The organism is Arthrobacter sp. N199823 (genome assembly GCF_002929705.1).
Lineage (GTDB): Bacteria > Actinomycetota > Actinomycetes > Actinomycetales > Micrococcaceae > Specibacter.
In genome coordinates, this window is sequence record NZ_PJIN01000003.1 from 170,131 (window position 1) to 190,734 (window position 20,604).

Annotated in this window: 24 protein-coding genes; 16 read left to right on the top strand and 8 right to left on the bottom strand. The window is 60.1% G+C overall.

Annotated features, from left to right (window positions below; translation table 11 throughout):
- On the bottom strand, nucleotides 1–804 hold the full coding sequence (locus CXQ93_RS07990; RefSeq protein WP_104109926.1) for an exodeoxyribonuclease III: 804 nt from the start codon (nucleotides 802–804) through the stop codon (nucleotides 1–3).
- 630 nt (nucleotides 805–1,434) lie between these two features.
- Between CXQ93_RS07990 and CXQ93_RS07995 the strand changes: the two genes are divergently transcribed.
- From CXQ93_RS07995 to CXQ93_RS08005, 3 genes are all read left to right on the top strand, one after another.
- Nucleotides 1,435–2,703, top strand: coding sequence for a glycine betaine/L-proline ABC transporter ATP-binding protein (locus CXQ93_RS07995; protein ID WP_373418327.1), 1,269 nt, complete (start codon nucleotides 1,435–1,437; stop codon nucleotides 2,701–2,703).
- The gene (locus CXQ93_RS08000) at nucleotides 2,703–3,554 is read left to right on the top strand and encodes a proline/glycine betaine ABC transporter permease (protein WP_104109927.1); all 852 of its coding nucleotides are present in this window, start codon (nucleotides 2,703–2,705) and stop codon (nucleotides 3,552–3,554) included. Before CXQ93_RS07995 ends, CXQ93_RS08000 begins: the two co-directional genes overlap by 1 nt.
- A gap of 84 nt (nucleotides 3,555–3,638) precedes the next feature.
- Complete coding sequence (locus tag CXQ93_RS08005; RefSeq protein ID WP_104109928.1) at nucleotides 3,639–4,529, top strand: glycine betaine ABC transporter substrate-binding protein; 891 nt, start codon at nucleotides 3,639–3,641, stop codon at nucleotides 4,527–4,529.
- Between the two features lie 117 nt (nucleotides 4,530–4,646).
- Here CXQ93_RS08005 and nadE read toward each other — a convergent pair whose 3' ends face one another.
- The gene (gene nadE, locus CXQ93_RS08010) at nucleotides 4,647–5,468 is read right to left on the bottom strand and encodes an ammonia-dependent NAD(+) synthetase (RefSeq protein ID WP_104110291.1); all 822 of its coding nucleotides are present in this window, start codon (nucleotides 5,466–5,468) and stop codon (nucleotides 4,647–4,649) included.
- Nucleotides 5,469–5,530: 62 nt separating this feature from the next.
- On the opposite strand from nadE, the gene pyrE reads away from it, so the two are divergent.
- The 3 genes from pyrE (at nucleotide 5,531) to CXQ93_RS08025 (ending at nucleotide 7,829) form a co-directional block, all read left to right on the top strand.
- The gene (gene pyrE / locus CXQ93_RS08015; RefSeq protein ID WP_104109929.1) at nucleotides 5,531–6,097 is read left to right on the top strand and encodes an orotate phosphoribosyltransferase; all 567 of its coding nucleotides are present in this window, start codon (nucleotides 5,531–5,533) and stop codon (nucleotides 6,095–6,097) included.
- A 135-nt stretch (nucleotides 6,098–6,232) separates the two neighbouring features.
- Nucleotides 6,233–6,859, top strand: coding sequence for a thymidine kinase (locus CXQ93_RS08020; protein WP_104110292.1), 627 nt, complete (start codon nucleotides 6,233–6,235; stop codon nucleotides 6,857–6,859).
- Between the two features lie 97 nt (nucleotides 6,860–6,956).
- Nucleotides 6,957–7,829 carry a hypothetical protein gene (locus CXQ93_RS08025; protein ID WP_104109930.1) on the top strand — a complete coding sequence of 291 codons (873 nt, stop codon included), beginning with the start codon at nucleotides 6,957–6,959 and terminating at the stop codon, nucleotides 7,827–7,829.
- Nucleotides 7,830–7,916: 87 nt separating this feature from the next.
- On the opposite strand, the gene CXQ93_RS08030 is transcribed toward CXQ93_RS08025, so the two are convergent.
- Nucleotides 7,917–8,711 carry an HAD-IIA family hydrolase gene (locus tag CXQ93_RS08030; RefSeq protein ID WP_104109931.1) on the bottom strand — a complete coding sequence of 265 codons (795 nt, stop codon included), beginning with the start codon at nucleotides 8,709–8,711 and terminating at the stop codon, nucleotides 7,917–7,919.
- A gap of 97 nt (nucleotides 8,712–8,808) precedes the next feature.
- Between CXQ93_RS08030 and CXQ93_RS08035 the strand changes: the two genes are divergently transcribed.
- From CXQ93_RS08035 to CXQ93_RS08055, 5 genes are all read left to right on the top strand, one after another.
- Nucleotides 8,809–9,513: an RNA methyltransferase gene (locus tag CXQ93_RS08035; RefSeq protein WP_104109932.1), complete on the top strand. Its 705-nt coding sequence runs from the start codon at nucleotides 8,809–8,811 to the stop codon at nucleotides 9,511–9,513.
- Nucleotides 9,514–9,717: 204 nt separating this feature from the next.
- On the top strand, nucleotides 9,718–10,431 hold the full coding sequence (locus CXQ93_RS08040; RefSeq protein ID WP_104109933.1) for a dTMP kinase: 714 nt from the start codon (nucleotides 9,718–9,720) through the stop codon (nucleotides 10,429–10,431).
- Nucleotides 10,432–10,600: 169 nt separating this feature from the next.
- Nucleotides 10,601–11,623: a class II fructose-bisphosphate aldolase gene (gene fbaA / locus CXQ93_RS08045; protein WP_104109934.1), complete on the top strand. Its 1,023-nt coding sequence runs from the start codon at nucleotides 10,601–10,603 to the stop codon at nucleotides 11,621–11,623.
- A complete protein-coding gene (locus tag CXQ93_RS08050) occupies nucleotides 11,624–12,049 on the top strand; it encodes a DUF3151 domain-containing protein (RefSeq protein WP_104109935.1) in 426 nt (141 codons plus the stop codon). It abuts the gene before it with no gap.
- Between the two features lie 488 nt (nucleotides 12,050–12,537).
- A complete protein-coding gene (locus CXQ93_RS08055; protein WP_104109936.1) occupies nucleotides 12,538–12,774 on the top strand; it encodes a hypothetical protein in 237 nt (78 codons plus the stop codon).
- Nucleotides 12,775–13,448: 674 nt separating this feature from the next.
- On the opposite strand, the gene CXQ93_RS08060 is transcribed toward CXQ93_RS08055, so the two are convergent.
- Nucleotides 13,449–14,093 (bottom strand): response regulator transcription factor, encoded by a 645-nt coding sequence (locus CXQ93_RS08060; RefSeq protein ID WP_104109937.1) that lies wholly within the window; start codon nucleotides 14,091–14,093, stop codon nucleotides 13,449–13,451.
- An 85-nt stretch (nucleotides 14,094–14,178) separates the two neighbouring features.
- On the opposite strand from CXQ93_RS08060, the gene CXQ93_RS08065 reads away from it, so the two are divergent.
- The 3 genes from CXQ93_RS08065 to CXQ93_RS08075 all read left to right on the top strand — a co-directional run bounded on the left by CXQ93_RS08065 (nucleotide 14,179) and on the right by CXQ93_RS08075 (nucleotide 15,670).
- The gene (locus tag CXQ93_RS08065) at nucleotides 14,179–14,451 is read left to right on the top strand and encodes a hypothetical protein (protein WP_146073191.1); all 273 of its coding nucleotides are present in this window, start codon (nucleotides 14,179–14,181) and stop codon (nucleotides 14,449–14,451) included.
- The gene (locus tag CXQ93_RS08070) at nucleotides 14,451–14,756 is read left to right on the top strand and encodes a hypothetical protein (protein ID WP_146073192.1); all 306 of its coding nucleotides are present in this window, start codon (nucleotides 14,451–14,453) and stop codon (nucleotides 14,754–14,756) included. The genes CXQ93_RS08065 and CXQ93_RS08070 overlap by 1 nt, the downstream gene beginning before the upstream one ends.
- A gap of 221 nt (nucleotides 14,757–14,977) precedes the next feature.
- Nucleotides 14,978–15,670: a sigma-70 family RNA polymerase sigma factor gene (locus tag CXQ93_RS08075; protein ID WP_181036092.1), complete on the top strand. Its 693-nt coding sequence runs from the start codon at nucleotides 14,978–14,980 to the stop codon at nucleotides 15,668–15,670.
- Nucleotides 15,671–15,841: 171 nt separating this feature from the next.
- On the opposite strand, the gene CXQ93_RS08080 is transcribed toward CXQ93_RS08075, so the two are convergent.
- Nucleotides 15,842–16,102 carry a GlsB/YeaQ/YmgE family stress response membrane protein gene (locus tag CXQ93_RS08080; protein WP_104109941.1) on the bottom strand — a complete coding sequence of 87 codons (261 nt, stop codon included), beginning with the start codon at nucleotides 16,100–16,102 and terminating at the stop codon, nucleotides 15,842–15,844.
- 81 nt (nucleotides 16,103–16,183) lie between these two features.
- Nucleotides 16,184–16,369 carry a CsbD family protein gene (locus CXQ93_RS08085; RefSeq protein WP_104109942.1) on the bottom strand — a complete coding sequence of 62 codons (186 nt, stop codon included), beginning with the start codon at nucleotides 16,367–16,369 and terminating at the stop codon, nucleotides 16,184–16,186.
- A gap of 273 nt (nucleotides 16,370–16,642) precedes the next feature.
- Between CXQ93_RS08085 and CXQ93_RS08090 the strand changes: the two genes are divergently transcribed.
- Nucleotides 16,643–17,368: a metalloregulator ArsR/SmtB family transcription factor gene (locus CXQ93_RS08090; protein WP_181036093.1), complete on the top strand. Its 726-nt coding sequence runs from the start codon at nucleotides 16,643–16,645 to the stop codon at nucleotides 17,366–17,368.
- 87 nt (nucleotides 17,369–17,455) lie between these two features.
- On the opposite strand, the gene CXQ93_RS08095 is transcribed toward CXQ93_RS08090, so the two are convergent.
- Together CXQ93_RS08095 and CXQ93_RS08100 are read right to left on the bottom strand one after the other, a co-directional pair.
- The gene (locus tag CXQ93_RS08095; protein ID WP_104109944.1) at nucleotides 17,456–18,256 is read right to left on the bottom strand and encodes an SDR family oxidoreductase; all 801 of its coding nucleotides are present in this window, start codon (nucleotides 18,254–18,256) and stop codon (nucleotides 17,456–17,458) included.
- 34 nt (nucleotides 18,257–18,290) lie between these two features.
- Nucleotides 18,291–18,785, bottom strand: a complete 495-nt coding sequence (locus CXQ93_RS08100) for a MarR family winged helix-turn-helix transcriptional regulator (RefSeq protein WP_104109945.1) — start codon at nucleotides 18,783–18,785, stop codon at nucleotides 18,291–18,293.
- Nucleotides 18,786–19,172: 387 nt separating this feature from the next.
- Here CXQ93_RS08100 and CXQ93_RS08105 point away from each other — a divergent pair, with 387 nt between their 5' ends.
- Nucleotides 19,173–20,465, top strand: coding sequence for an adenylosuccinate synthase (locus CXQ93_RS08105; RefSeq protein WP_104109946.1), 1,293 nt, complete (start codon nucleotides 19,173–19,175; stop codon nucleotides 20,463–20,465).
- Nucleotides 20,466–20,604: the final 139 nt, after the last annotated feature.

The window sequence follows — 20,604 nt, forward strand, 5'->3', positions numbered from 1 at the left end:
TCAGCCCAGTTCCACAATGACTGGGGCATGGTCTGAGGCGCCCTTGCCTTTGCGTTCCTCGCGGTCAATGTCAGCGCCGATGACGCGGGCGGCGAGTGCCGGTGAGGCCAGCGTAAAGTCGATGCGCATGCCCTCTTTTTTGGGGAAACGCAGCTGGGTGTAGTCCCAATAGGTGTAGACGCCGGGGCCCGGGTGCAAAGGGCGGACGACGTCGGCAAAGCCTGCCGCTTCAAACGCCGCGAACGCTGCCCGCTCGGGTTCGCTGACGTGTGTCAGGCCTTGGGTGCGGAAATAGTCGATGTCCCAGACGTCGTCGTCCTGGGGTGCGATGTTCCAGTCACCCATCAGCGCGATCTGGGCGTTCGGGTCGGCCGTGAGCCAGCCCGTGGCCTGGTTCTTGAGCTCGTCGAGCCACTGTAGTTTGTACGGCATATGTTCGTCGTCCAGCGCGCGCCCGTTGGGCACGTACAGGCTCCAGATGCGTACACCGTTGCAGGTGGCAGCGATGGCGCGGGCCTCCTGAACGGGGTCCTTACCTCCCTTGCCAAAGGTGGGCTGGCCGGAAAACGTCCGCTCCACGTCGTCCAGGCCAACACGGGAGGCGATGGCCACGCCGTTCCACTGGCTGAAGCCAAAGTGAGCTACCTCGTAGCCGTTGTTTTCAAAGAGCTCCCAAGGGAAGTTCTCGTCCTTGCACTTGGTTTCTTGGATGGCCAGAACATCCGCGTCGGTTCGGCGCAGCCAGTCCTCGACACGGTCGGCACGGGCACGCAGGGAGTTCACATTCCAGGTAGCAATCTTCACCCCTCCAAGCTATCAAGTTAAGCCGTTCATAGGCGGTGCACTGCTGTGTCGTGCCGAAGGGGATAAGGGCGCGGCATGGAAGGAACTGTGGGGAGGGACACTACCCCAGAGATTGTGATGTTGCCTAGGGTTACAAAACTGTAACGGTTGCCTCGCCGTATAGCCGCGGTGCCACAGCGTGTGAGATGTCGCTCGGATACGGGCAAAAACCGACATATTCAGCCCTTAGCGAAATTGTCTCTGTTAGCGTGGGAAGCGAACCAGTAGACCGACAAGCCTGCGGGCAACTGCCACCAACGTACGTGTTCATGACGAATCATGTTCCCCGGGGAAGTGGCAGCCAGACACAGGCCGTCGAACTGGCGGTAGGGATAGCTTCCCGATTCTTGCCCTTGAGCGGCAAGACCGTCTTTCCTTGCAGCCCCGGCCGGGGCGTGCGGGGGAGAGAAGAGTTTGACGCGTAACAACGCCTGCAGCACGAGATCAACAATCGCGCTCGTTGAGGACCTGCCATAGCGGGTCCTGAACTTTCGTGTAGATGGGTACTACGTGTACGAATCCACAGACAAAGTCACACCAGAAACGCAGATTATTCCGCCCGATTCCGGGCCACAGCGCACTGAAAATGACATTGCGCTGAGCGTGAGCAATGTTTACAAGGTCTTCGGCAAACGACCTGCCGAAGTGATCAAGCGGCTCAAGGCCGGCAAGAAGCGCGATGAATTGACCGCGCTGGGAACAGCTGCTGTTATCGACGCCTCCTTTGAGGTCAAAAAGGGCGAGATCTTCGTTGTCATGGGCCTTTCAGGCTCCGGAAAATCCACCTTGATCCGCACGCTGAACGGGCTTTGGGCCCCCACCGAAGGCTCTGTAGTGGTGGGTGGGACCGACATTTCCAAGATTAGCGACAAGGAATTGCGCCGCGTTCGCCAGCAGAAAATCTCCATGGTGTTCCAGCACTTTGCGCTCATGCCGCACCGAACCGTTCTGGAAAACGCCGCCTACGCACTTGAGGTGCAGGGTGTGGCTAAAGCTGATCGTTTGGCCCGAGCCGAGAAGGTCCTGAACTTGGTGGGCCTTGAAGGTTGGGGTGCCAAGTACCCCAGCGAGCTCTCCGGAGGTATGCAGCAGCGCGTGGGCCTGGCCCGCGCCCTGAGCGCAGAAACCGACATCCTGCTCATGGACGAGGCCTTCTCCGCGCTCGACCCGTTGATCCGGCGCGAAATGCAGGAACAGCTGGTGCTGCTGCAGTCCGAGCTGGAGAAGACCATCATCTTCATCACCCACGACCTCAACGAGGCCATGTTCCTCGGCGACCGGATCGCCGTCATGCGTGACGGTGAAATCGTGCAGATCGGTACTCCGGACGAGATCCTCACCAGCCCGGCCAATGACTACGTGGCCGCGTTTGTGCAGGACGTGGACAGGACTCGCGTGCTCACCGCCGGCGGCGTGATGGAGCCCGCGCTTGCGGTTGTGAACCTCTCCGGCGGACCGCGAAACGCCTTGCGCACCATGCGTGACCTGCAGGTTTCGGCCGCTTTCGTGGTGGACCGCCGTCGTAATTACCTGGGCACCGTCCGCGACCGTGACGTCATGAAGCAGGTTGAGGCGCACAGCTCCGACCTGAACTCCGTGATCCGCAAGAGCATTGAACCGGTCAGCCCCGAAACGGCCCTCAACGATCTCTTTGGCCGCGCAGTGGAGAGCCCCATCCCCTTGCCGGTCGTGAACGACGCCGGCCGGCTGGTGGGTGCCTTGCCGCGAGTGACGCTGCTGGCCGCCTTGGGCAACGTCCCCTCCACCACGGGCGAATTCCCTGTGGTGGATACGGCAGTGGCGCCCATCCCCAAACAAATGGTCACCGATGCACTGGCTAAAACCGAAGGAGACGCATAGTGGAAGCGAATTTCAGGATCCCACTAGGCGACTGGGTGGAAGTAGGCCTTGACTGGCTGACAACCACGCTGGACGGCTTTTTCCTTCTTGTGCGGACAGTTCTTGTTAGTGCCTATGACGGACTCGAGTGGCTGTTGCAGGCTCCTCCCTACTGGGCAATTATTGTGGTGTTTGCCGCGATTGCCTGGTGGGCGAGCGGCTGGAAATTGGGTGTTGGCACGGCAGTTGGCTTCCTCGTGATTGTTGGCGTGAACCAATGGGAAAACGCCATGAACTCCTTGGCGCTGGTTGTCATTGCCACAGTTGTGGCCGTTGTCATCAGCATTCCGCTGGGTATCTGGGCGGCCCGTTCAGATCGGGCCTCGGCCATCATCAAGCCAATATTGGACTTCATGCAGACCATGCCAGCCATGGTTTATCTGATTCCCGCGCTTGTCATGTTCCGGGTGGGCGTGGTGCCCGGTATTGTGGCCACGATCATCTTCTCGATGGCACCCGGTGTCCGCTTTACTGAGCTGGGCATCCGTGGCGTGGATAAGGAAGTTGTTGAAGCAGGGCACGCCTTTGGCTCCAGCCCGAGCAAAATTCTGCGCCAGATTCAGCTGCCGCTGGCGCGCCCCACCATTATGGCCGGCGTTAACCAGGTCATCATGCTCTCGCTGTCCATGGTGGTCATTGCAGGCATGGTCGGAGCCGGCGGTTTGGGTGGAGACGTTGTTGCCAGCCTGAGCCGCATTGACGCCGGGCTTGGCTTTGAGGCCGGTATTGCCGTGGTCATCCTGGCAATCTTCCTTGACCGCGTGACGGCAAGCTTCGGCACTAACGCCACAAAAAAACGTAGCAAGAAGTAACGCCCCATAACAGGGGCAAAAAATAGCTTTACAAACCAATCGCGGCAGCAATGCATTAAGTGCTGCCAATGAAAGGAATGAACCGTGAACAAGAAATTTTTGAGTGTAGCTGCCATTGCCGCAACATTGGCCCTGGGTTTGAGTGCCTGCGGCGCGGGCAGTGAGGGGGCGGCCCTGGAGAACGGTGACAAGCAGGACCTCACCATTGCCGTCTTCAATGGCTGGGACGAAGGAATTGCGGCCTCCGAGCTGTGGAAGGTCATCCTTGATGAGAAGGGCTACGACGTCAAGCTGCAAAGCGCCGACGTCGCACCTGCCTACTCTGGTCTGTCCACGGGTGACTATGACGTGGCCCTCGATACCTGGTTGCCAATTACACATAAGAGTTACATCGAACAGTACGGTGACAAGCTCGTCGATCTGGGCGCGTGGAATGACGATGCCAAGCTGACAATCGCCGTCAACGCCGATGCCCCGATCGATTCTCTGGACGAGCTGGCGGCCAACGCAGACAAGTTCGGCAACAGGATTGTTGGCATTGAGCCCGGTGCCGGCCTGACCGAAATTACCACGGACAAGGTCATCCCGGGTTACGGCCTGGACAAGATGGAATACCTGACCTCCTCCACCCCTGCCATGCTGTCGGAGCTGAAGACAGCCACCACCAAGGGCGAGAACATCGCTGTCACCTTGTGGCGCCCGCACTGGGCCTACGACGCGTTCCCGGTCAAGGACTTGAAGGATCCCAAGGGCCTCCTGGGCGACGCTGAGGGCGTACACACCTTCTCCCGGATGGACTTCGAGAAGGACTACCCCACGCTGAACGGTTGGCTCAAGGACTTCAAGATGGACACCAAGACGCTGGCCTCGTTGGAGAACGCCATGTTCAACGGCGAAGCAACCAAGGATTACACCGCGATCGTTGAGAAGTGGATCGGCGAGAACCAGGAATACGTGGACTCCCTCACCAAGTAACCCTCACCACCCAGACGCTTCCTCAGGTTTGGGGCTTAAATACGGAACGCTTCTTCACATAAGTGCGGAAGCGTTTCGTTTTTAACCCCATTTGCTGAGGAGGCGTTTGGGGTGTGGCTACTTCCACCACGTATCAAGTAGGGACACCGGCACGGTGCGCTTGTGCCGGCTGCGCAGAAAGCGGCCCTCGATGCCCTGCGCGGCGGCTTCGCTGACGTCCTTACCTTCGAGGTAGTCGTCAATGTCGTCATACGTGATCCCGAGTTCGTCCTCGTCGGTGCGGCCGGGCACGCCGTCGAGAAGGTCGGCGGTGGGAACCTTTGCCCACAGCTGTTCCGGGGCGCCGAGTTCCCGCAGCAGTGCCCGGTTCTGGCGCTTGTTCAAGGTGAACAGTGGCAGTATATCGGCACCGCCGTCGCCAAACTTGGTGAAGAAACCGGTGACAGATTCTGCTGCGTGGTCGGTTCCGATGACGAGCAAGTTGTCGTGGCCTGCCAAGGCATATTGCGCGATCATCCGGGAGCGGGCCTTGATGTTGCCCTTGTTGAAATCGGTGACGTCTTCCGTTGCGGTCTTAGCGAATTCTGCCTCAAAACCGTCCACAGCCGGAGCGATATTGAAGGTTCGCTCATTTTTGGCGTTGATGAACTTCAGGGCTGCCTGGGCATCGGCTTCATCGTGCTGAATGCCATAGGGGAGGCGCACGGCGATGAAGTTCGCCTCGATGCCCTCCGTGGCCAGTTCCTCAACCGCTAGCTGGGCCAGCCGGCCAGCCAAGGAGGAATCCAGTCCGCCACTGATGCCCAACACATAACCCTTGGTGCCTGTGGCCTTGAGATAGTCCTTTAGAAACGTGACACGGCGGGTAATTTCCGCAGCCGGGTCAATCGTGGGTTGGACGCCAAGTTCTGCAATGATCTGTGCCTGTAGTTCGCGCATGTGATCAGCATAGTTGGTGCATGTTTCGCCGGTGTTGCGTGCGCCCATTTAGAATGGATCCCATGACCTCAACACTTGCTGCTGACCGCGCCCGCCTACTCGAACTTGTTAAGGAGCTGGCCGTAGTTCACGGCAAGGTAATCCTGTCCTCCGGTAAGGAGGCCGATTACTACATCGACCTGCGTCGCATCACGCTCCACCACGAGGCTTCTCGCCTCGCCGGCCGCGTCATGCTGGCCATGCTGGACGACGCCGGCATTGAGTTTGAAACCGCCGGTGGCCTGACCATGGGCGCCGATCCCGTCGGAACCGCCCTCATGCACGCCGCCGGCGACGCTGGCCGTGCCATTGACGCGTTCGTGGTCCGCAAGGCACAGAAGTCCTACGGCATGGGCCGTCAGGTTGAGGGCCCCGGTGTTGATGGCCGCAAGGTTGTTGTCTTGGAAGACACCTCTACCACGGGCGGCTCGGCACTGACCGCAGTTGAAGGTGTGCGCAAGGCAGGCGGAAACATTCAGGCAGTGGCCGTGATCGTTGACCGCGACACAGGAGCCAAGGAACGCATCGAGGCCGAGGCAAACGTCCCGTATCTGTTCATCTTCGGCAAAGACGAGCTCGGCCTGGACTGACACGTCGGTCCACACACAACGGCATTCCCCGGCGACTTTCCGCTTCATCGGCCGGGGGCGGTCTGCGGGATCTCCTTTGCCGCGCCTTCCGGGAACACCGGTGTGGGCGGCATGAAACCATTTGAAGGGTCTGTCTTGTCGAAGCTTTATTTCCGTCACGGTGCCATGAACTCGGGCAAGTCCACGGGGCTGCTGCAGGCGGCGTTCAACTATGAGGAGCGCGGTCAGCGGGTTCTGCTGGCGAAGCCGGGCGTGGATACGAAGGGCGAAAGCTCAATTGTCTCCAGGCTTGGCGTCAGTCGTGAGGTCGATTTTGTCATCCCTCCGGGTTCGGACGTCCGCGCCCTGTTCGCGGCGCAAGCTGCCGGCGATGCACCCGATGCGCTTCTCCAGCACATGGACATGGCCCCGGTGGCCTGCCTGCTGGTTGACGAGGCGCAGTTTTTGGACCCTACCCAGGTTGATGGTCTGTTCCGCATCGCCGTGCTGGACCGGGTCCCGGTGCTTGCCTACGGTCTCCGCACCGACTTCCGTACTAAGGCCTTCCCCGGCGCGGCCCGGCTGCTGGAAATTGCGCACTCCCTAGAGGAACTCAAAACCATTTGCCGCTGTGGACGGAAGGCCATGTTCAACACCCGCCGGGTGGGTAGCGAGATAGTGTTCGACGGCGATCAGGTCGCCATTGAGGGCGCCGAAGTTTGGTATGAATCTCTCTGCGGTAATTGCTATTTGGAAGCCTCGGGCGGCACGCTGGGCTTCTGACGCGGGCAGTTCTCCCCATCGCGACGATTGCTGGGGAGCGCTAAGCTCACACCAAAGCGTTGCCTGTCCGGGCTGCGCAGATGGATGGAGTCCTCATATGTCAGTGCAGCCGCCGTGGCCAAGTGGGCCCGGATCCGACCCGGAACCGCAACAACAGCAACCCGGTCACTACGCTCCGCAGCAACCACCTGCGGCCCCCTATGGGCAGCCGCACTATGGCCAGCAACAGTACGGCCAACAGCCGCCAGCAGATCCGTACGGCTCCCAGCAATACAACGCCCAGCCGTACTACAACATGCCCGGCGGAATGCTCCTCGCCCCGAAAAAGAAGAGCGCACTGCCGTGGATCCTCGCTGGTGGGGGAGTCGTGGTGCTGGCGGTCGTGGTGACGGTTGTAGTGCTGCTTTCCGGACTAATTGCGGGCGGAAACAAGGCCAATATGGTGGATGCGCCCACCACCTCTGCCTCCTTCCAATACCCGGAAGGCTGGGTCCGAACCGCTGAGAACGCCACCATTATTAACGAAGACGGCAGCCGGCCTGCTGAACGCTTCAGTGCCGTGAATAATAGCGATCCAGCGACTTCCATGATGGTGTACGAGGCCGGCGATACGCCAACAGGTGACGTCACCACGGAGAAGATCCATGCAGCGATCGATCAGGGTCTGGCCGCTCAGCGTGCGGCCACTCAAGAGGATCTGGTCTATTACCGCAGCACATCAGCTTTCGGGTGCCTGCAGGATTTTGCGTACACCAGCCAACCCGTCATTGTTGAGCGGGATGGCCTGTACGGCTATAGCTACGGCTACACCTGCTCTAGTTATAAAGGCAACATCACAGGGGAATATCTCGTTGCCTACGACACCTCGGGTGTGTCGCACAGAATGACTGTGGAAGCCCTAGATGCCGAATGGGCCAGCAATGAAGCCACCCTGACCTCCATCGTTGATTCATTAAAACCTGCACTCTAGAGGCAACGGACTGTCACGCAAAAGGGTGCCTCGCCATGTTTTGGCGCGGCACCCTTTTGCGTGTCTAAATGTCAGGATCCCTCGACGCTAGATGTGCGGAATCAGATCTGCCACTGAATTCATCACCTGGTCGGGACGGAAGGGGTAGGCCTCGATGTCTTCAGGTTGTGTGATCCCGGTGAACACCAACACCGTGTGCAAGCCCGCTTCCATGCCCGCAATGATGTCGGTATCCATACGGTCGCCAATCATGGCAGTGGTTTCCGAGTGAGCCTCGATGCGGTTCATAGCTGATCTGAACATCATGGGGTTGGGCTTGCCAACAATATAGGGTTCGCGCCCCGTGGCCTTGGTGATCAACGCCGCGATGGCGCCGGTGGCAGGCAACGGACCCTCGGCGGAAGGGCCTGTGGCGTCCGGGTTCGTGGCAATAAAACGGGCGCCGGCACCAATGAGCCGGATGGCTTTGGTGATGGCTTCGAAGGAGTAGGTGCGGGTTTCGCCCAGCACTACGTAGTCAGGCTTCTGATCAGTGAGAATGAAGCCTGCCTCGTGCAACGCCGTCGTCAATCCGGCCTCACCAATGACATAGGCGCGCCCATGCGGCATTTGAGACTTCAGGAACTGGGCGGTTGCCAAGGCCGATGTCCAGAGGTTCTCCTCAGGGACATCCAGGCCAGACTGCTTGAGTCGGGCGGCGAGATCGCGGGGTGTGTAGATGGAGTTGTTGGTCAGAACCAGGAAGCGCTTTGAGGTGTCTACCCAGCGTTGGATCAGTTCGGCCGCGCCGGGCACAGCCTTGTTTTCATGGACGAGCACGCCGTCCATGTCAGTGAGCCAGCATTCGATGTCAGCGGGTTGACGTTGTTGCACAGTGGTCATGATTCCTCCTGAAAGTGGCCGGATGCCCTACCCTCAGTCTTGCAGATTCACGCAAGCAGCGGGAATGGGGCCTAGTCACACCGGCTAAAGTAAAACGGTGAGCAATTCCAGTCAGATCCCTTCCCCTGCCGATTCCACCGCCCCGGAAGGTGCCGCGCCCGTTGAGGCGAGCGAATATTTAGAGCCCCACCATGAAGTAGGTGTTGGCCCGTGGGAGGGCGAGCTGCCCGAGGGCGATCACTGGGACCCCGAATTGCTGGCCAACGGCGATCGCCGCAACGTTTTGGACGAGTACCGGTACTGGTCCATGGACGCCATCGTGGCCGAGCTGGACACGCGCCGCCACGACTTCCACGTCGCCATTGAAAACTGGCAGCATGACATGAATATTGGCACCGTGGTGCGCACCGCCAACGCCTTCCTCGCCAAGGAAGTGCACATTATTGGACGACGGCGGTGGAACAAGCGCGGCGCCATGGTCACCGACCGCTACCAGCACGTCCGCCACCACCCCACCGTTGAGGACTTTGTTGCCTGGGCGAAGGGCGAGGGTCTAACTATCATCGGCATCGATATTTTCCCGGACTCCGAGCAGCTGGAAACGTACGAATTGCCCCGCAACTGTGTTTTCGTGTTTGGCCAGGAAGGCCCGGGGCTCAGCGACGAAGTACACGCCGCCGCGGAAACCACCTTGTCAATTGAACAGTTTGGTTCAACGCGGTCCATTAACGCCGCCTCAGCCGCCGGTATTGCCATGCATGCCTGGATCCGCCGGCACGTGTTTGATCAGCGGGTCAGCTAGTCCCAATGCCGTGAAGTTGAGCGACCATCGCCGGACCCCACTCGGGGACTCAAAGTCGGCCTGGACGCGGCGCATGCTTCGGAACCGGCCGAGATCCATTCACAGGGAACGCACAGTACGACGCTGGCATCGATTCTCCGGGAATGGTCGTTGAAGCGGGTAGAGACCCACTGCAGCCCAACCCTCTGGAGCCCTTTGCCAACCATGTCCACGACAGCGCCCACAACAACCGCCACGCCACCGAATCCAAGGCTGGCCGATGCCCGTTCGGCTGACCCGTCCCGCCCCCGCTCCATCGTGCTGCTGGGCATCGACGGGGCTGGCAAGACCACGGTCGGGACAGCGCTCGTGGCCGAAATCCGGGAATCCGGGACGCCTGCCCAGCTACTGCGCAACCCGGCTGGACGCCGCTGGATGTCGCGCGTGGCCGCACGCTTCGGGATCGTACTGACGCCAGTATGGGCCAATCGCTTGGAGTCAGTTGTGCGCTCCCTCAACGTGCTGTCGGCCCACGTCCGGGCTGCGGGATTTACCGGCACCACCGTCATGGATCGCCATGTGGCGTGCCAGTTGGTCCTGCGTTCGGTCCGCGGGCTGCCCCAGGGGGTGCTGATGCCGTGGTTGCTTTCCCAGCTGCCGGAACCGGATGCGGTCATCCTGATTGATGTCCCGGCCGATATTGCTCATGCCAGGATCCTTGCCCGCGGGGAAGACAGCGAGACCCTCGCCTATCTGAGATCGTCGCGCGAGGAGTACCTGGAGCTTGCGTTGTCCAGAGGCTGGCACATCATCGACGGATCAGGCACGCCGCAACAGGTCGCCGCCAAGACCCGACGGGCCGCGACAAGCAACAGCTCAGCTTTGCATTTAGCCTTTGGCGGAAAATCTCATTCCCGGTCCACCAGCCCCACTCCCTAACGTCACGGCATTGCGGGCGGGTCCGCCGTCGTGCTTAAAAAAGTCCACAGACTGAACGTTGACTTCATCTTGTTCGTCACGGTGGACGCACTCGCTAAGATGGAGGAAGCCATGCGGGACTGACCTGTTGTCAGCCCCTTTTGTACCGTTCAGCCCAGAGGAGCTCTTCATGCCCATCGCAACACCGGACAAGTATGCCGAAATGATCGACCGCGCCAAGGCTGGCGGATTCGCCTACCCCGCGGTCAACGTGACATCCTCACAGACCCTGAACGCAACCCTGCAGGGCTTCGCCGACGCCGGAACCGACGGCATCATCCAGGTTTCCACCGGTGGCGGCGCCTACTGGTCCGGCGCTGGCGTCAAGGACATGGTTGCCGGTTCATTGGGCTTCGCAGCATTTGCTCGCGAAGTTGCCAAGAACTACCCCATCAACGTTGCTCTGCACACGGATCACTGCCCGAAGGACAAGCTGGACGGCTTTGTACTGCCGTTGCTGGCTGCTTCCGAGGCTGAGGTCAAGGCTGGCCGCGACCCGATCTTCAACTCCCACATGTGGGACGGCTCCGCCGAAACCCTCGAGGAAAACCTGCGCATTGGCCGCGAATTGCTGGCACGCACACACGCAGCAAAGATGATCCTCGAAGTTGAAATCGGCGCTGTTGGCGGCGAAGAAGATGGCGTCGAGAACGCCATCAACGACAAGCTGTACTCCACCATCGAAGACGGCCTGGCCACTGTTGAAGCCCTTGGCTCCGGCGAAAACGGCCGCTACATCACCGCGCTGACCTTCGGTAACGTGCACGGCGTCTACAAGGCCGGCAACGTCAAGCTGCGCCCGGAAATCCTGAAGGAAATCCAGGCCGCTGTTGGTGCCAAGATCGGCAAGGAAAACCCGTTTGACCTGGTCTTCCACGGCGGATCCGGCTCCTCCAACCAGGAAATTGCCGACGCTGTTTCCTTCGGTGTCATCAAGATGAACATCGACACCGACACCCAGTACGCCTACACGCGTCCGGTTGTTGACCACATGTTCTCCAACTACTCCGGCGTCTTGAAGGTTGACGGCGAAGTAGGCAACAAGAAGCTTTACGATCCCCGCGTCTGGGGCGCCTCGGCCGAAAAGGGCCTGGCTGCACGCGTTGTTGAGGCTGCCTCGCAGCTCGGCTCCGCAGGCAAGACGTTCAAGTAAATGTCTGACGATTTCCGCAAGAATCTCCTCGGCCCGGAGCCCACACTGCTCCCGGCCGAGGTGGATGTTCAGGCTCGCTTGGACGCTGGGGATGAAGCAGTTGATTTGGCTGCGGGCAATCCGACGTCGTCGCTGCTGTGGGCCATTTTGGCCGACGAAGCGTACGCCGAAGGCCGCACCATCGAGTCCTACGCCTACGCACGCACCGGCTACCACCGCGGCTTGGATTCGCTGCGCCGCAACGGTTGGCGCGGAACCGGTCCTGTCCCGTTCGAGCATGAGGGCAACCGTGGATTCCTGCGCGCACTCTACGCTCTGGGCCGTGCCGCAGGCGCTATCGGCGAATCCGATGAAGCGGCTCGCATTGCCACGTTCCTGAACGACTCCGACCCGTTGGCTACCGCCGCGATCGAAGCCGCACTCTAACGTTTTATGGTGGGCGCTGCACACCAAAAGAAATGACACCGATTCCGCTTTCGGGCACCTATATCTCGGATTTCGAAAGCGGAATCGGTGTCATTTTTCGTAGCTGGCCGACTAGTGGCTTCCTCCAGCGATGGATCCAGAGCTGGCTAGTACCAGCAGGACGCTCTGAGCTGCGGTGATGTTCTGGCAAGGTCACCAACAGTCTCAATTTCGTGTCACTTTCCTGCAGACGCTTTGGCGTTGATGAGGGCGACTGTGGCCTGCTCTGGTTGCTGCGCCCAAACCAGTTGGATTAGTCAGATATTGGCGAGCATCGACCTGACGATTTTCAGAGTGAGAAGAGGGGCTCATATGGACGGAAGTTCTGTCCCGGATAAGGCCCGGGAGATTCTTTGCGCGACAGTTTGTCCATGGCTAAAGGGGGCACCCCTTGCGGGACTTCACGCTCGGCCCTCCCCAACCAGGCGCCCTAGTGTCAGAATGAGGCCATGGACATAGAGAACTGGTGGCCCCTTCTGGACTCATCGACCCAGCAATGGTTGATCAACAACAACGGAGACGTTGTGCCGTCATCCACCCTTAGTCAGATCATTGCTCAGGCAGGCCACCCCACGGCAGATACATCTTGGGTTGGATCTAACGTTCCAGAGGAATTTTACCTCTCGGATGAAGCAACCGACTGGATAGAGAAAATAGCGAACGACGAACCCTCTGTGAGCGAGTAGCCGATCCAAATTCGGGTTGCCGTCGCCTGACATCAACGAGGCACGCAGTCCCGCAGAACGTTCGGTTTGCGGGCTCCTAAGCGCTTTCAGGCGGTGGCTGTTTCAACACCACCATGGGGTTTATTGATCTGCCGGACACTGTCCAGCCTGCAACTCAGCCCCTGATCGATCGACTCGCGTTCGCCGGAACGGAGCGTCGCTCGAGCACCACAGTGGCAGTCTCTTCATCCACGACGTCGGCCAGTTCTTTCAGTTGAACGTCTACCTCTCGAAGAGCTCGAATCAGCAGTGCAGGTCCTAGCTGAGCGGCTGCATAACTGCGGTACCGGCTTGAAGGGTCGTTTTCTGCAGGCCGACCCAATCACACATCGGCATAGTAGTGGAGGGCTTTGACCGGGATCTTAGTCAGCTGGGCGAACTCGCCGATAGTGGACAGACGTCTATCATTGCCCCTCCTCCAATCGGAGGGTCAAACGCGCAGCTTCCGCTCCACCCGGACGATAATTCTCTTGACCGCCGGGACGCGGACTGGCCCGGCATTTGAGGTGCCCGCAGAACGTTCCCCCTTCGGAGTTGTCGGCTTCTGAAATTCTGTGCAGGGCAAGTCTGAAGAATCAGAGGAGTGAAGGCGACTCGTTACTTTATTGCACTCGGCTCCGGAAAATGACAGGCGCTCACTGGTGCGGTTGAACGCGTTTGTGGTCCGGGAAGAACCCGTGTGCAAGACCCCAGAGGATGGCGTTGGAGCGGTCAGTTACCCCGATACGGCGGTAACAGCTTCGGATAAAGGTCTTGACGGTGTTGATTGATAACCGGGCCCTGTCGGCGATCTCGGCATTACTTAGACCCTGGGTGATCAGTGCGAGGACCTCGGCCTCCCGTTGGGTTAGGCCTTCTTCGCGGCCGGGCCAGTCGCCTAGGCTCGTTTTCGCTTGACTGCTGGATCCTTGGAAGACTTTGCCTTCTCCCCGGTGGATGTCGTGGAGGGCGCTGACCAGTTGGGCTGCGGGCAAGCCTTTAGAAAGATATCCGCTGGCCCCGTTGGCAAGTGCCGCCTGGACCCGTGTTTCATCGAGGTCCCAGGAATAGACGACGACTTTGCCGGCCAGCGGATTGCTTGCCAGTTCGTGAACGTCCGCGCCGTCTCCTGGGGTCGCGGCAAAAGTATCGTAGAGCGTGAGGTGGACGGGTGTGTCTACATTTTTGTTTAAGTCGAGTTCAACGACTTCCAGCGTGTCCCCGTAGGACCGAAGCATCATCTCCAGCCCTCGCAGCACAATTTCATAGTCATCCACCAGGGCAATGCGAAGGCTTTCCATACCCCTACTGTAAGTCAGTTATGGGCAGACAAGTCCACCCCTAGGGGTGAAGAAGGTAACCCCCTCCGAGAAATAGGCTTCGAGGATGGAATCAACTCAAACCATGAACAGAGCCACGCCGGGGGACGACGATCTGGGCCAGGCGACTGTTCGGGAACTTATTGTGAAACTGGCCCTGACCGAGGACGAACTCAGAAATGTCGCCAACCCCGAACGGACCGCATTCCTTGTGCGGCGCGAGCAGGCAATAGTGGTGGCGTTGCACCGGAATGGACTCGCACTCAATGGCCGGGGCAATTCAAAATCTCTTGAGCCATCGATAGCCGCTTGCTCCGTTGAAGACATGGTGGCCGAGTAGTGGCGACGACAACCATTCCGCCTGCAAGTCCGTGTCAGGCGGAGCCCGCTCATACCCGCTCATCGACCAACCTGCAGGCGGGGGCCGCGAAGGTGGTAGTCAGCGATGCCGGCATCGAGATCCACGGATACGTGGTTACCCGGGAGGGGAATCACGTCCGTGTCGTGTGGGCGGTAGCGTCCGGTCGTCACCGCCAGCGCACTGTCACAGCTGAGACGGTTTTCCAGCCAGGCAACAACCGCCGCTGGGACGGATACGTCATCACTGATGAGCAGCTCTCCGTAATTCGTCAGGCAGCCCGCTGACCGGGCGGGACGTGACCGACCTCATGTACGCCCGACCCCGCAGCCCGTTACTCCGCGAAAAAGATCTGGCCGCAAGCCATGAAAACACCAGAACTTCTCCACCGTTCCGTGGCACGACTCCCGGCAATGCGATGCAGGAATCAATCAGCCGAACCATGGCTCCAGGCCCCTCGTCTTTAGGCATTCCCCTTTCGCCAGGACCAGCAAGGTCAGGGGCCGGGATGAGCGCTGATGAGTTGGTGCTTCAGTTCATGGGGCTCGCCGATGCTCTCTCTCGCCGCTATTTTGCCGCGGGATGTGAGGTCGACGACCTTCAGCAGGTAGCCAGGCTCGGACTCGTAAAGGCCGCCAGGAGGTACTGCGAGGCGGAGAATCATGGATTCATGGCCTTTGCCGTGCCGACCATCACCGGGGAACTCAAGCGATACCTCAGGGACCATTCCTGGGCGGTAAGGCCACCGAGGCCCATCCAGGAAGCGCGGCTCAGGATCAGGCAAGTACGCCCCGAACTGACGCAGCGCCTGGGGCGTGAGCCCTCAACCGCCGAGCTTAGCTCCGTGGCGGGTATATCAGTCGTGGAAGCGACACTAGCCCTGCACGCGGAGATGGCCATGATCGCCCAACAAATCGAGCAAAGTGACGCGCCAACGTGGTCCAAGGGGCCAGGGCCCGACGTTATTTTAGCGGTGGATGACCCCGGGTATGAACGTATTGACCAAGAGCTGACGGTGGAAGCAGTGCTCTGGGACGCGAGCGAGGAAGATAAGCGGCTGCTTCATCTGCGCTTTGTCCTGGAGCTGTCACAAGGGCAGATCGCCCGAGAGTTCGGCGTCAGCCAGATGCAGATTTCCCGACAACTCAAGCAGTTGCTCGACCGCCTCCGGCGCCGCCTGACCGAACCTGCCAAGCACTAGCCAACAACACTGGACTCACCTCGAAGCGATCCCGTCCCGCTCCCTCTGCAGAGGAAACAGGACGGGATCGGATCCACAGCCCGAACACCATGGGGACTGGGCGGAAATTCAAGCCCCGGCGGTCCTCGGTGTCGCTATGCCCGCTGAACGGGCCAGGGATCTTCAGTCATTTCAGGCGCGGCGGCGGACAACGGCACCATAAACGCCCAAGACAACGAGTGAGCCCACGATGGCGACAAGCCATGTTTGTAAGTTCCAGAAGTTCTCAAGGCCGACGCCGAAGATCGCCCCACCGATCCAACCGCCGAGCAAGGCACCCACGACTCCCAGAAGCATGGTGATCAGGATGCCGCCACTTTGACGGCCTGGCAGAATGGCTTTCGCGATCGCACCAACGATGAGTCCCAGTATCAGGAACGCGATAAAACTCATGAAATAACTCCTTCTCGGTTCGACTTCTCAAGTCGAGTCAGGGCAAGCCCTTATGGGCCCGCCCAGGTGTCAGCGCCAGACTCAGTGGCCGCTGACGTCCTTCGCAGCGTCCTTAACATGCTCGCCGGCCTGCTTGATACCGGCGTTGGCCTGGTCCACTTTGCCCTCGGCTTCGAGTCCTCGATCATCCGTGGCAGCACCGATGTGCTCCTTGGCCTTGCCCTTGAGCTCCTCGGCCTTGTTGCCGATCTTGTCTCCGATACCCATTGCCTTCTCCTTTTCGTTGTGAGAGCGGAAGAGGAACTAATGCGTCCCTCCTCATCCCTGTCCGATGCACGTTCGGTGCACGGCAGTGCGACACTGTGCCGCGAGCCTCACTCACTACATTTCCCTCAAAGCGGGACGCCCAAACAAATCAACCGGTTCGGGATCTTGCATCCAGCGATGTTGTGGGGAGAAGAGTCTTCACGGGACAGCCTTTCACCGCCAAAATCACGAGAAAAGTGGAGATCCGGAGAGGATATTACTACACTTAATTCCGTGGAAAATCTGAGCTTCACGGAACTGCCTATGGGTCCCAAGCCGGGCCGAGCTGAACCCGTAGCGTCCATTTCCAAGGCGCGTGCCGCTGTGCTTGAACGGCTGCGCCAGTTGGACGGCACGTTGAGCGTTGAGCAGTTGGCAACAGCGACCGGCCAGCATGCCAACACCGTCAGGGAACATCTGGAGGCACTGACGGGGGATGGCTATGCGACCAAAACAGCTGCGCCCAAGGAAGGCCGGGGCAGGCCTGCGTGGTTGTATCAGGCCACTGCCACGCCGGCCGGTCCCGTTGGCTACGTGGCCCTTGCTGCGGCCCTAGCTCAGCATCTTGCCGCCACCAGTGCCAACCCGGCCGCCGCAGGTGAGAGTGCCGGACGGAGCTGGGCAAGGGCCTTGCCTGGTACTTCGCGTCTCGGAACGGTTGCAGCAGAAGAAGTTCCCGGCAAGGCCCGTGGCAAGGTTGCGCGCCAGCGCGTGGCAACGGCGCTTGGCCAAGCCGGATTCGGGGTTCAAGGAAATCATGACGCAACCGAGTTGAGGCTCACCACCTGCCCCCTTGTGGAGGTGGCCAAGGGAAACCCTGACGTGATCTGTGCCGTCCACCTGGGCTTGGCGAAGGAACTGCTTTCGGGTAGCGGACTGCCGGAACAGGACGTACTACTCCTACCCTTTGTCGGGCCCGGATTCTGTACGCTGCACCTGCCCGGAGGCGTCACCCCATGACAAGGGTGACGCCTCGACTGAGAAAACTACAGAAACCCAAATCTACGCTCCTGCGCAAGCACGTGTGCTTGATTCGGAGTTGAGGAATCAGTCCCAGATGTTGTCTCCGCGCAGCGTTGCGTCAACGCCACCATCGATGTAGATGGTCTGACCCGTGGCGTGCGTGTTTTCCTCGCTGGTCAACCAGGCGAGCAGTCGAGCCAGCACGATGGAATCCGAGTGGTAGTTCAACGGCATGGGCATGCTGTCATCAACCATCTTCCGGCCCTCTTCGGTAGCGAGCAGCTGCTCGGTCATCGGTGAAATGACGGTTCCCGGAGCAATGGCGTTGAGGGGGATGTGTGCCCCGGCCCAGCGCTCGGTGATGGATTCCCGACGAACCCAGCGGCTCAGGGCGCGCTTGCTTGAGGGGTAGTTCAGGTAGCCGGCAGGTCCCTGGGCGGCCAGTGCGGCACCAATTTCCAAGGCCTTGGCTTCGTCTCCGGCCAGCATGGCATCAACCAGTTCCGCTGACGTGTTCTGCAGTGTTGCCGCGGAACTGACGACGGCGGCACGCGGCGCCGGGCTCTTGGCCAGGACGGGGGCCAAGTGTTCCAAAAATTCAGTGACGCCGAAGTAGTTAACGCTCACCGTCAGGGGGATGGGTGCTGCGATGCCGGCGCAGGCGATGACGGCGTCGATGCTGCCGCCAGCCAAGTCAATGGCCCGGTCGGCGGCGGTTTTGCGCCCGGCGGTGGTACTGAGGTCCGCCTCGATCTCGGCACCCTTCAAATCAACGCCAATGACGATCTCGCCACGGTCGCGCAGAAGGGCTGCGGTGGAGGCGCCAATTCCGGATCCTGCACCAGTAACAACGTAGGTGCGGGGGGTTGTGGTGCTGCTAGTCATGTCAGGTGTCCTTGGTAAATGGTGTGGATAAAAATTAGGCTTTGTTGCCCAGCCGATTGGACAACATGATGGTGGAGGACTCGAACCTCGCCAGAAGGCGCGTGAACTCGGCCCGGTCCTTCTCTGGCCAGCCATTGAGAAGATCGCCAACCACGCCGTTGCCGGCGAGGACCAACTTCGCGGCAATCTGGTGCCCGGCGGCGGTCAGCTGCACCCGCTGTGCCCTGGCGTCGCTGGGGTCTGAGACTCGCCCCACGAGGCCGGCCTTGGAAAGCCGGGCGGTAATCTTGCTGATATTGGAGGCTCCCGTCACCATCTTGGTGGCGATATGGGACGGCCGCAACGGCCCGTCATGGGACAGAATCGTCACCAGGGTGATGGCTCCCGGGTCAAGGTCCACTCCTTCACGGGCTGCGACTGCCGTGAGAAATTCCGGTGCCGTCCATTCAGCCAGCACGCGGGTGAGCGAGGCGATGAGCGCTGCGCCATCCGAAGTGGATGCCGTGCTCGAGTCGTTGGAAAGCATCATTTCTCCTTGGATCCGATGATAAATTTAATGTCCTAAGGACAGTATATCTCTTTTGGCTTCCGACAGACAGCAATAAAGCAAAAATTATTTCCCAGTGGACGTCTGGGAGCGGCAGGGGGCTATGCCGACGCGCAGCGGGAGGTGCAGCGCAAGGAGGGGACGTCGTCGTACGTTCAAGACGCGCGCCACAAGGGGCAAATGTGCGTGCGCTGGAGCATTCCGGTAAACTCAACTGGTAAGACCCCCTTGATCACTCGCAGACTGCAGCGACGCTGGAGAAGGCAAGTGGTTTCCAAGGGGCATTTTCGTGTCCGGACGGTGTACGGCGGAACAACCGCTGAATGATGCAGCGCCCGGCTCAACTTTTTGAGCAAGGGGGAGGATCCCATGCCAGCAATCGTGATCGTCGGCGCCCAGTGGGGCGACGAGGGCAAGGGCAAGGCTACCGATTTATTGGGTGGCCTGGTCGACTATGTGGTGAAGCCAAATGGCGGTAACAACGCCGGGCACACCGTTGTCGTAGGCGGTGAGAAGTATGAGCTCAAGCTCCTTCCTGCCGGCATTTTGAGCCCCAACGCAACACCCATCATCGGTAACGGCTGCGTCGTGAACCTTGAGGCGTTGTTTGAGGAAATCGAGGGCCTGCAAGCTCGCGGCGCGGACACGTCCAAGCTGCGCATTTCCGCCAACGCCCACCTGGTGGCCCCGTACCACCAGGTGCTGGACAAGGTCACCGAGCGGTTCCTTGGCAAGCGCGCCATTGGCACCACGGGCCGCGGCATTGGCCCGGCCTACATGGACAAGGTGGCCCGCCTGGGCATCCGCGTTCAGGACCTCTTTGATGAGTCCATCCTGCGTCAGAAGGTGGAGGGTTCGCTCAAGCAAAAGAACCAACTTCTGGTCAAGGTGTACAACCGCCGTGACGTGGAAGTGGACGAGGTGGTGGAGTACTTCCTGAGCTTCGCCGAGCGCGTACGCCCCATGGTCATTGACGCAACATTTGTGCTCAACGAGGCGCTGGACCGCGGCGAAGTAGTGCTCATGGAAGGCGGTCAGGCAACGTTCCTGGACGTGGACCACGGCACCTACCCGTTCGTCACCTCCTCCAACCCGACCGCCGGTGGCGCCTCGGTTGGTTCAGGCATTGGCCCCACCCGCATCACCCGCTCCGTGGGCATCATCAAGGCCTACACCACGCGTGTTGGTGCCGGCCCGTTCCCCACGGAACTCTTCGATGACATGGGCATTTACCTGCAGACAACCGGCGGCGAATTCGGTGTCAACACCGGCCGCCCCCGCCGCTGCGGTTGGTACGACGCCATCTTGGCCCGCCACGCCACCCGCGTCAACGGCTTCACGGATTACTTCGTCACGAAGTTGGATGTGCTCACGGGCATCGAATCGATTCCGGTATGCGTTGCCTACGACGTGGACGGGGTGCGCTTTGATGAAATGCCCATGACGCAGACCGATTTCCACCACGCCAAGCCCATTTTCGAGTACTTCCCGGGCTGGACCGAGGACATCACCACGGCCCGCACCATGGAAGATCTGCCCGAGAACGCGCGCAACTACATCCTTGCGCTTGAGGGCATGTCAGGCACCCGGATCTCCGCCATTGGCGTGGGCCCGGACCGCGATCAGACTATCGTGCGCCACGACCTCATCAACGACAAGTAGCTCACTGGTCCACAGTATTAGGGAAGGGCGACGTTCGGAACTTAACTTCCGTACGTCGTCCTTCTTTTTTGTGCGTGCTGGCTGGGTGAGGGCGGCACGGTAAGGGCGGGACGGGCTAGTCTGGTTCCACAGAGAATCG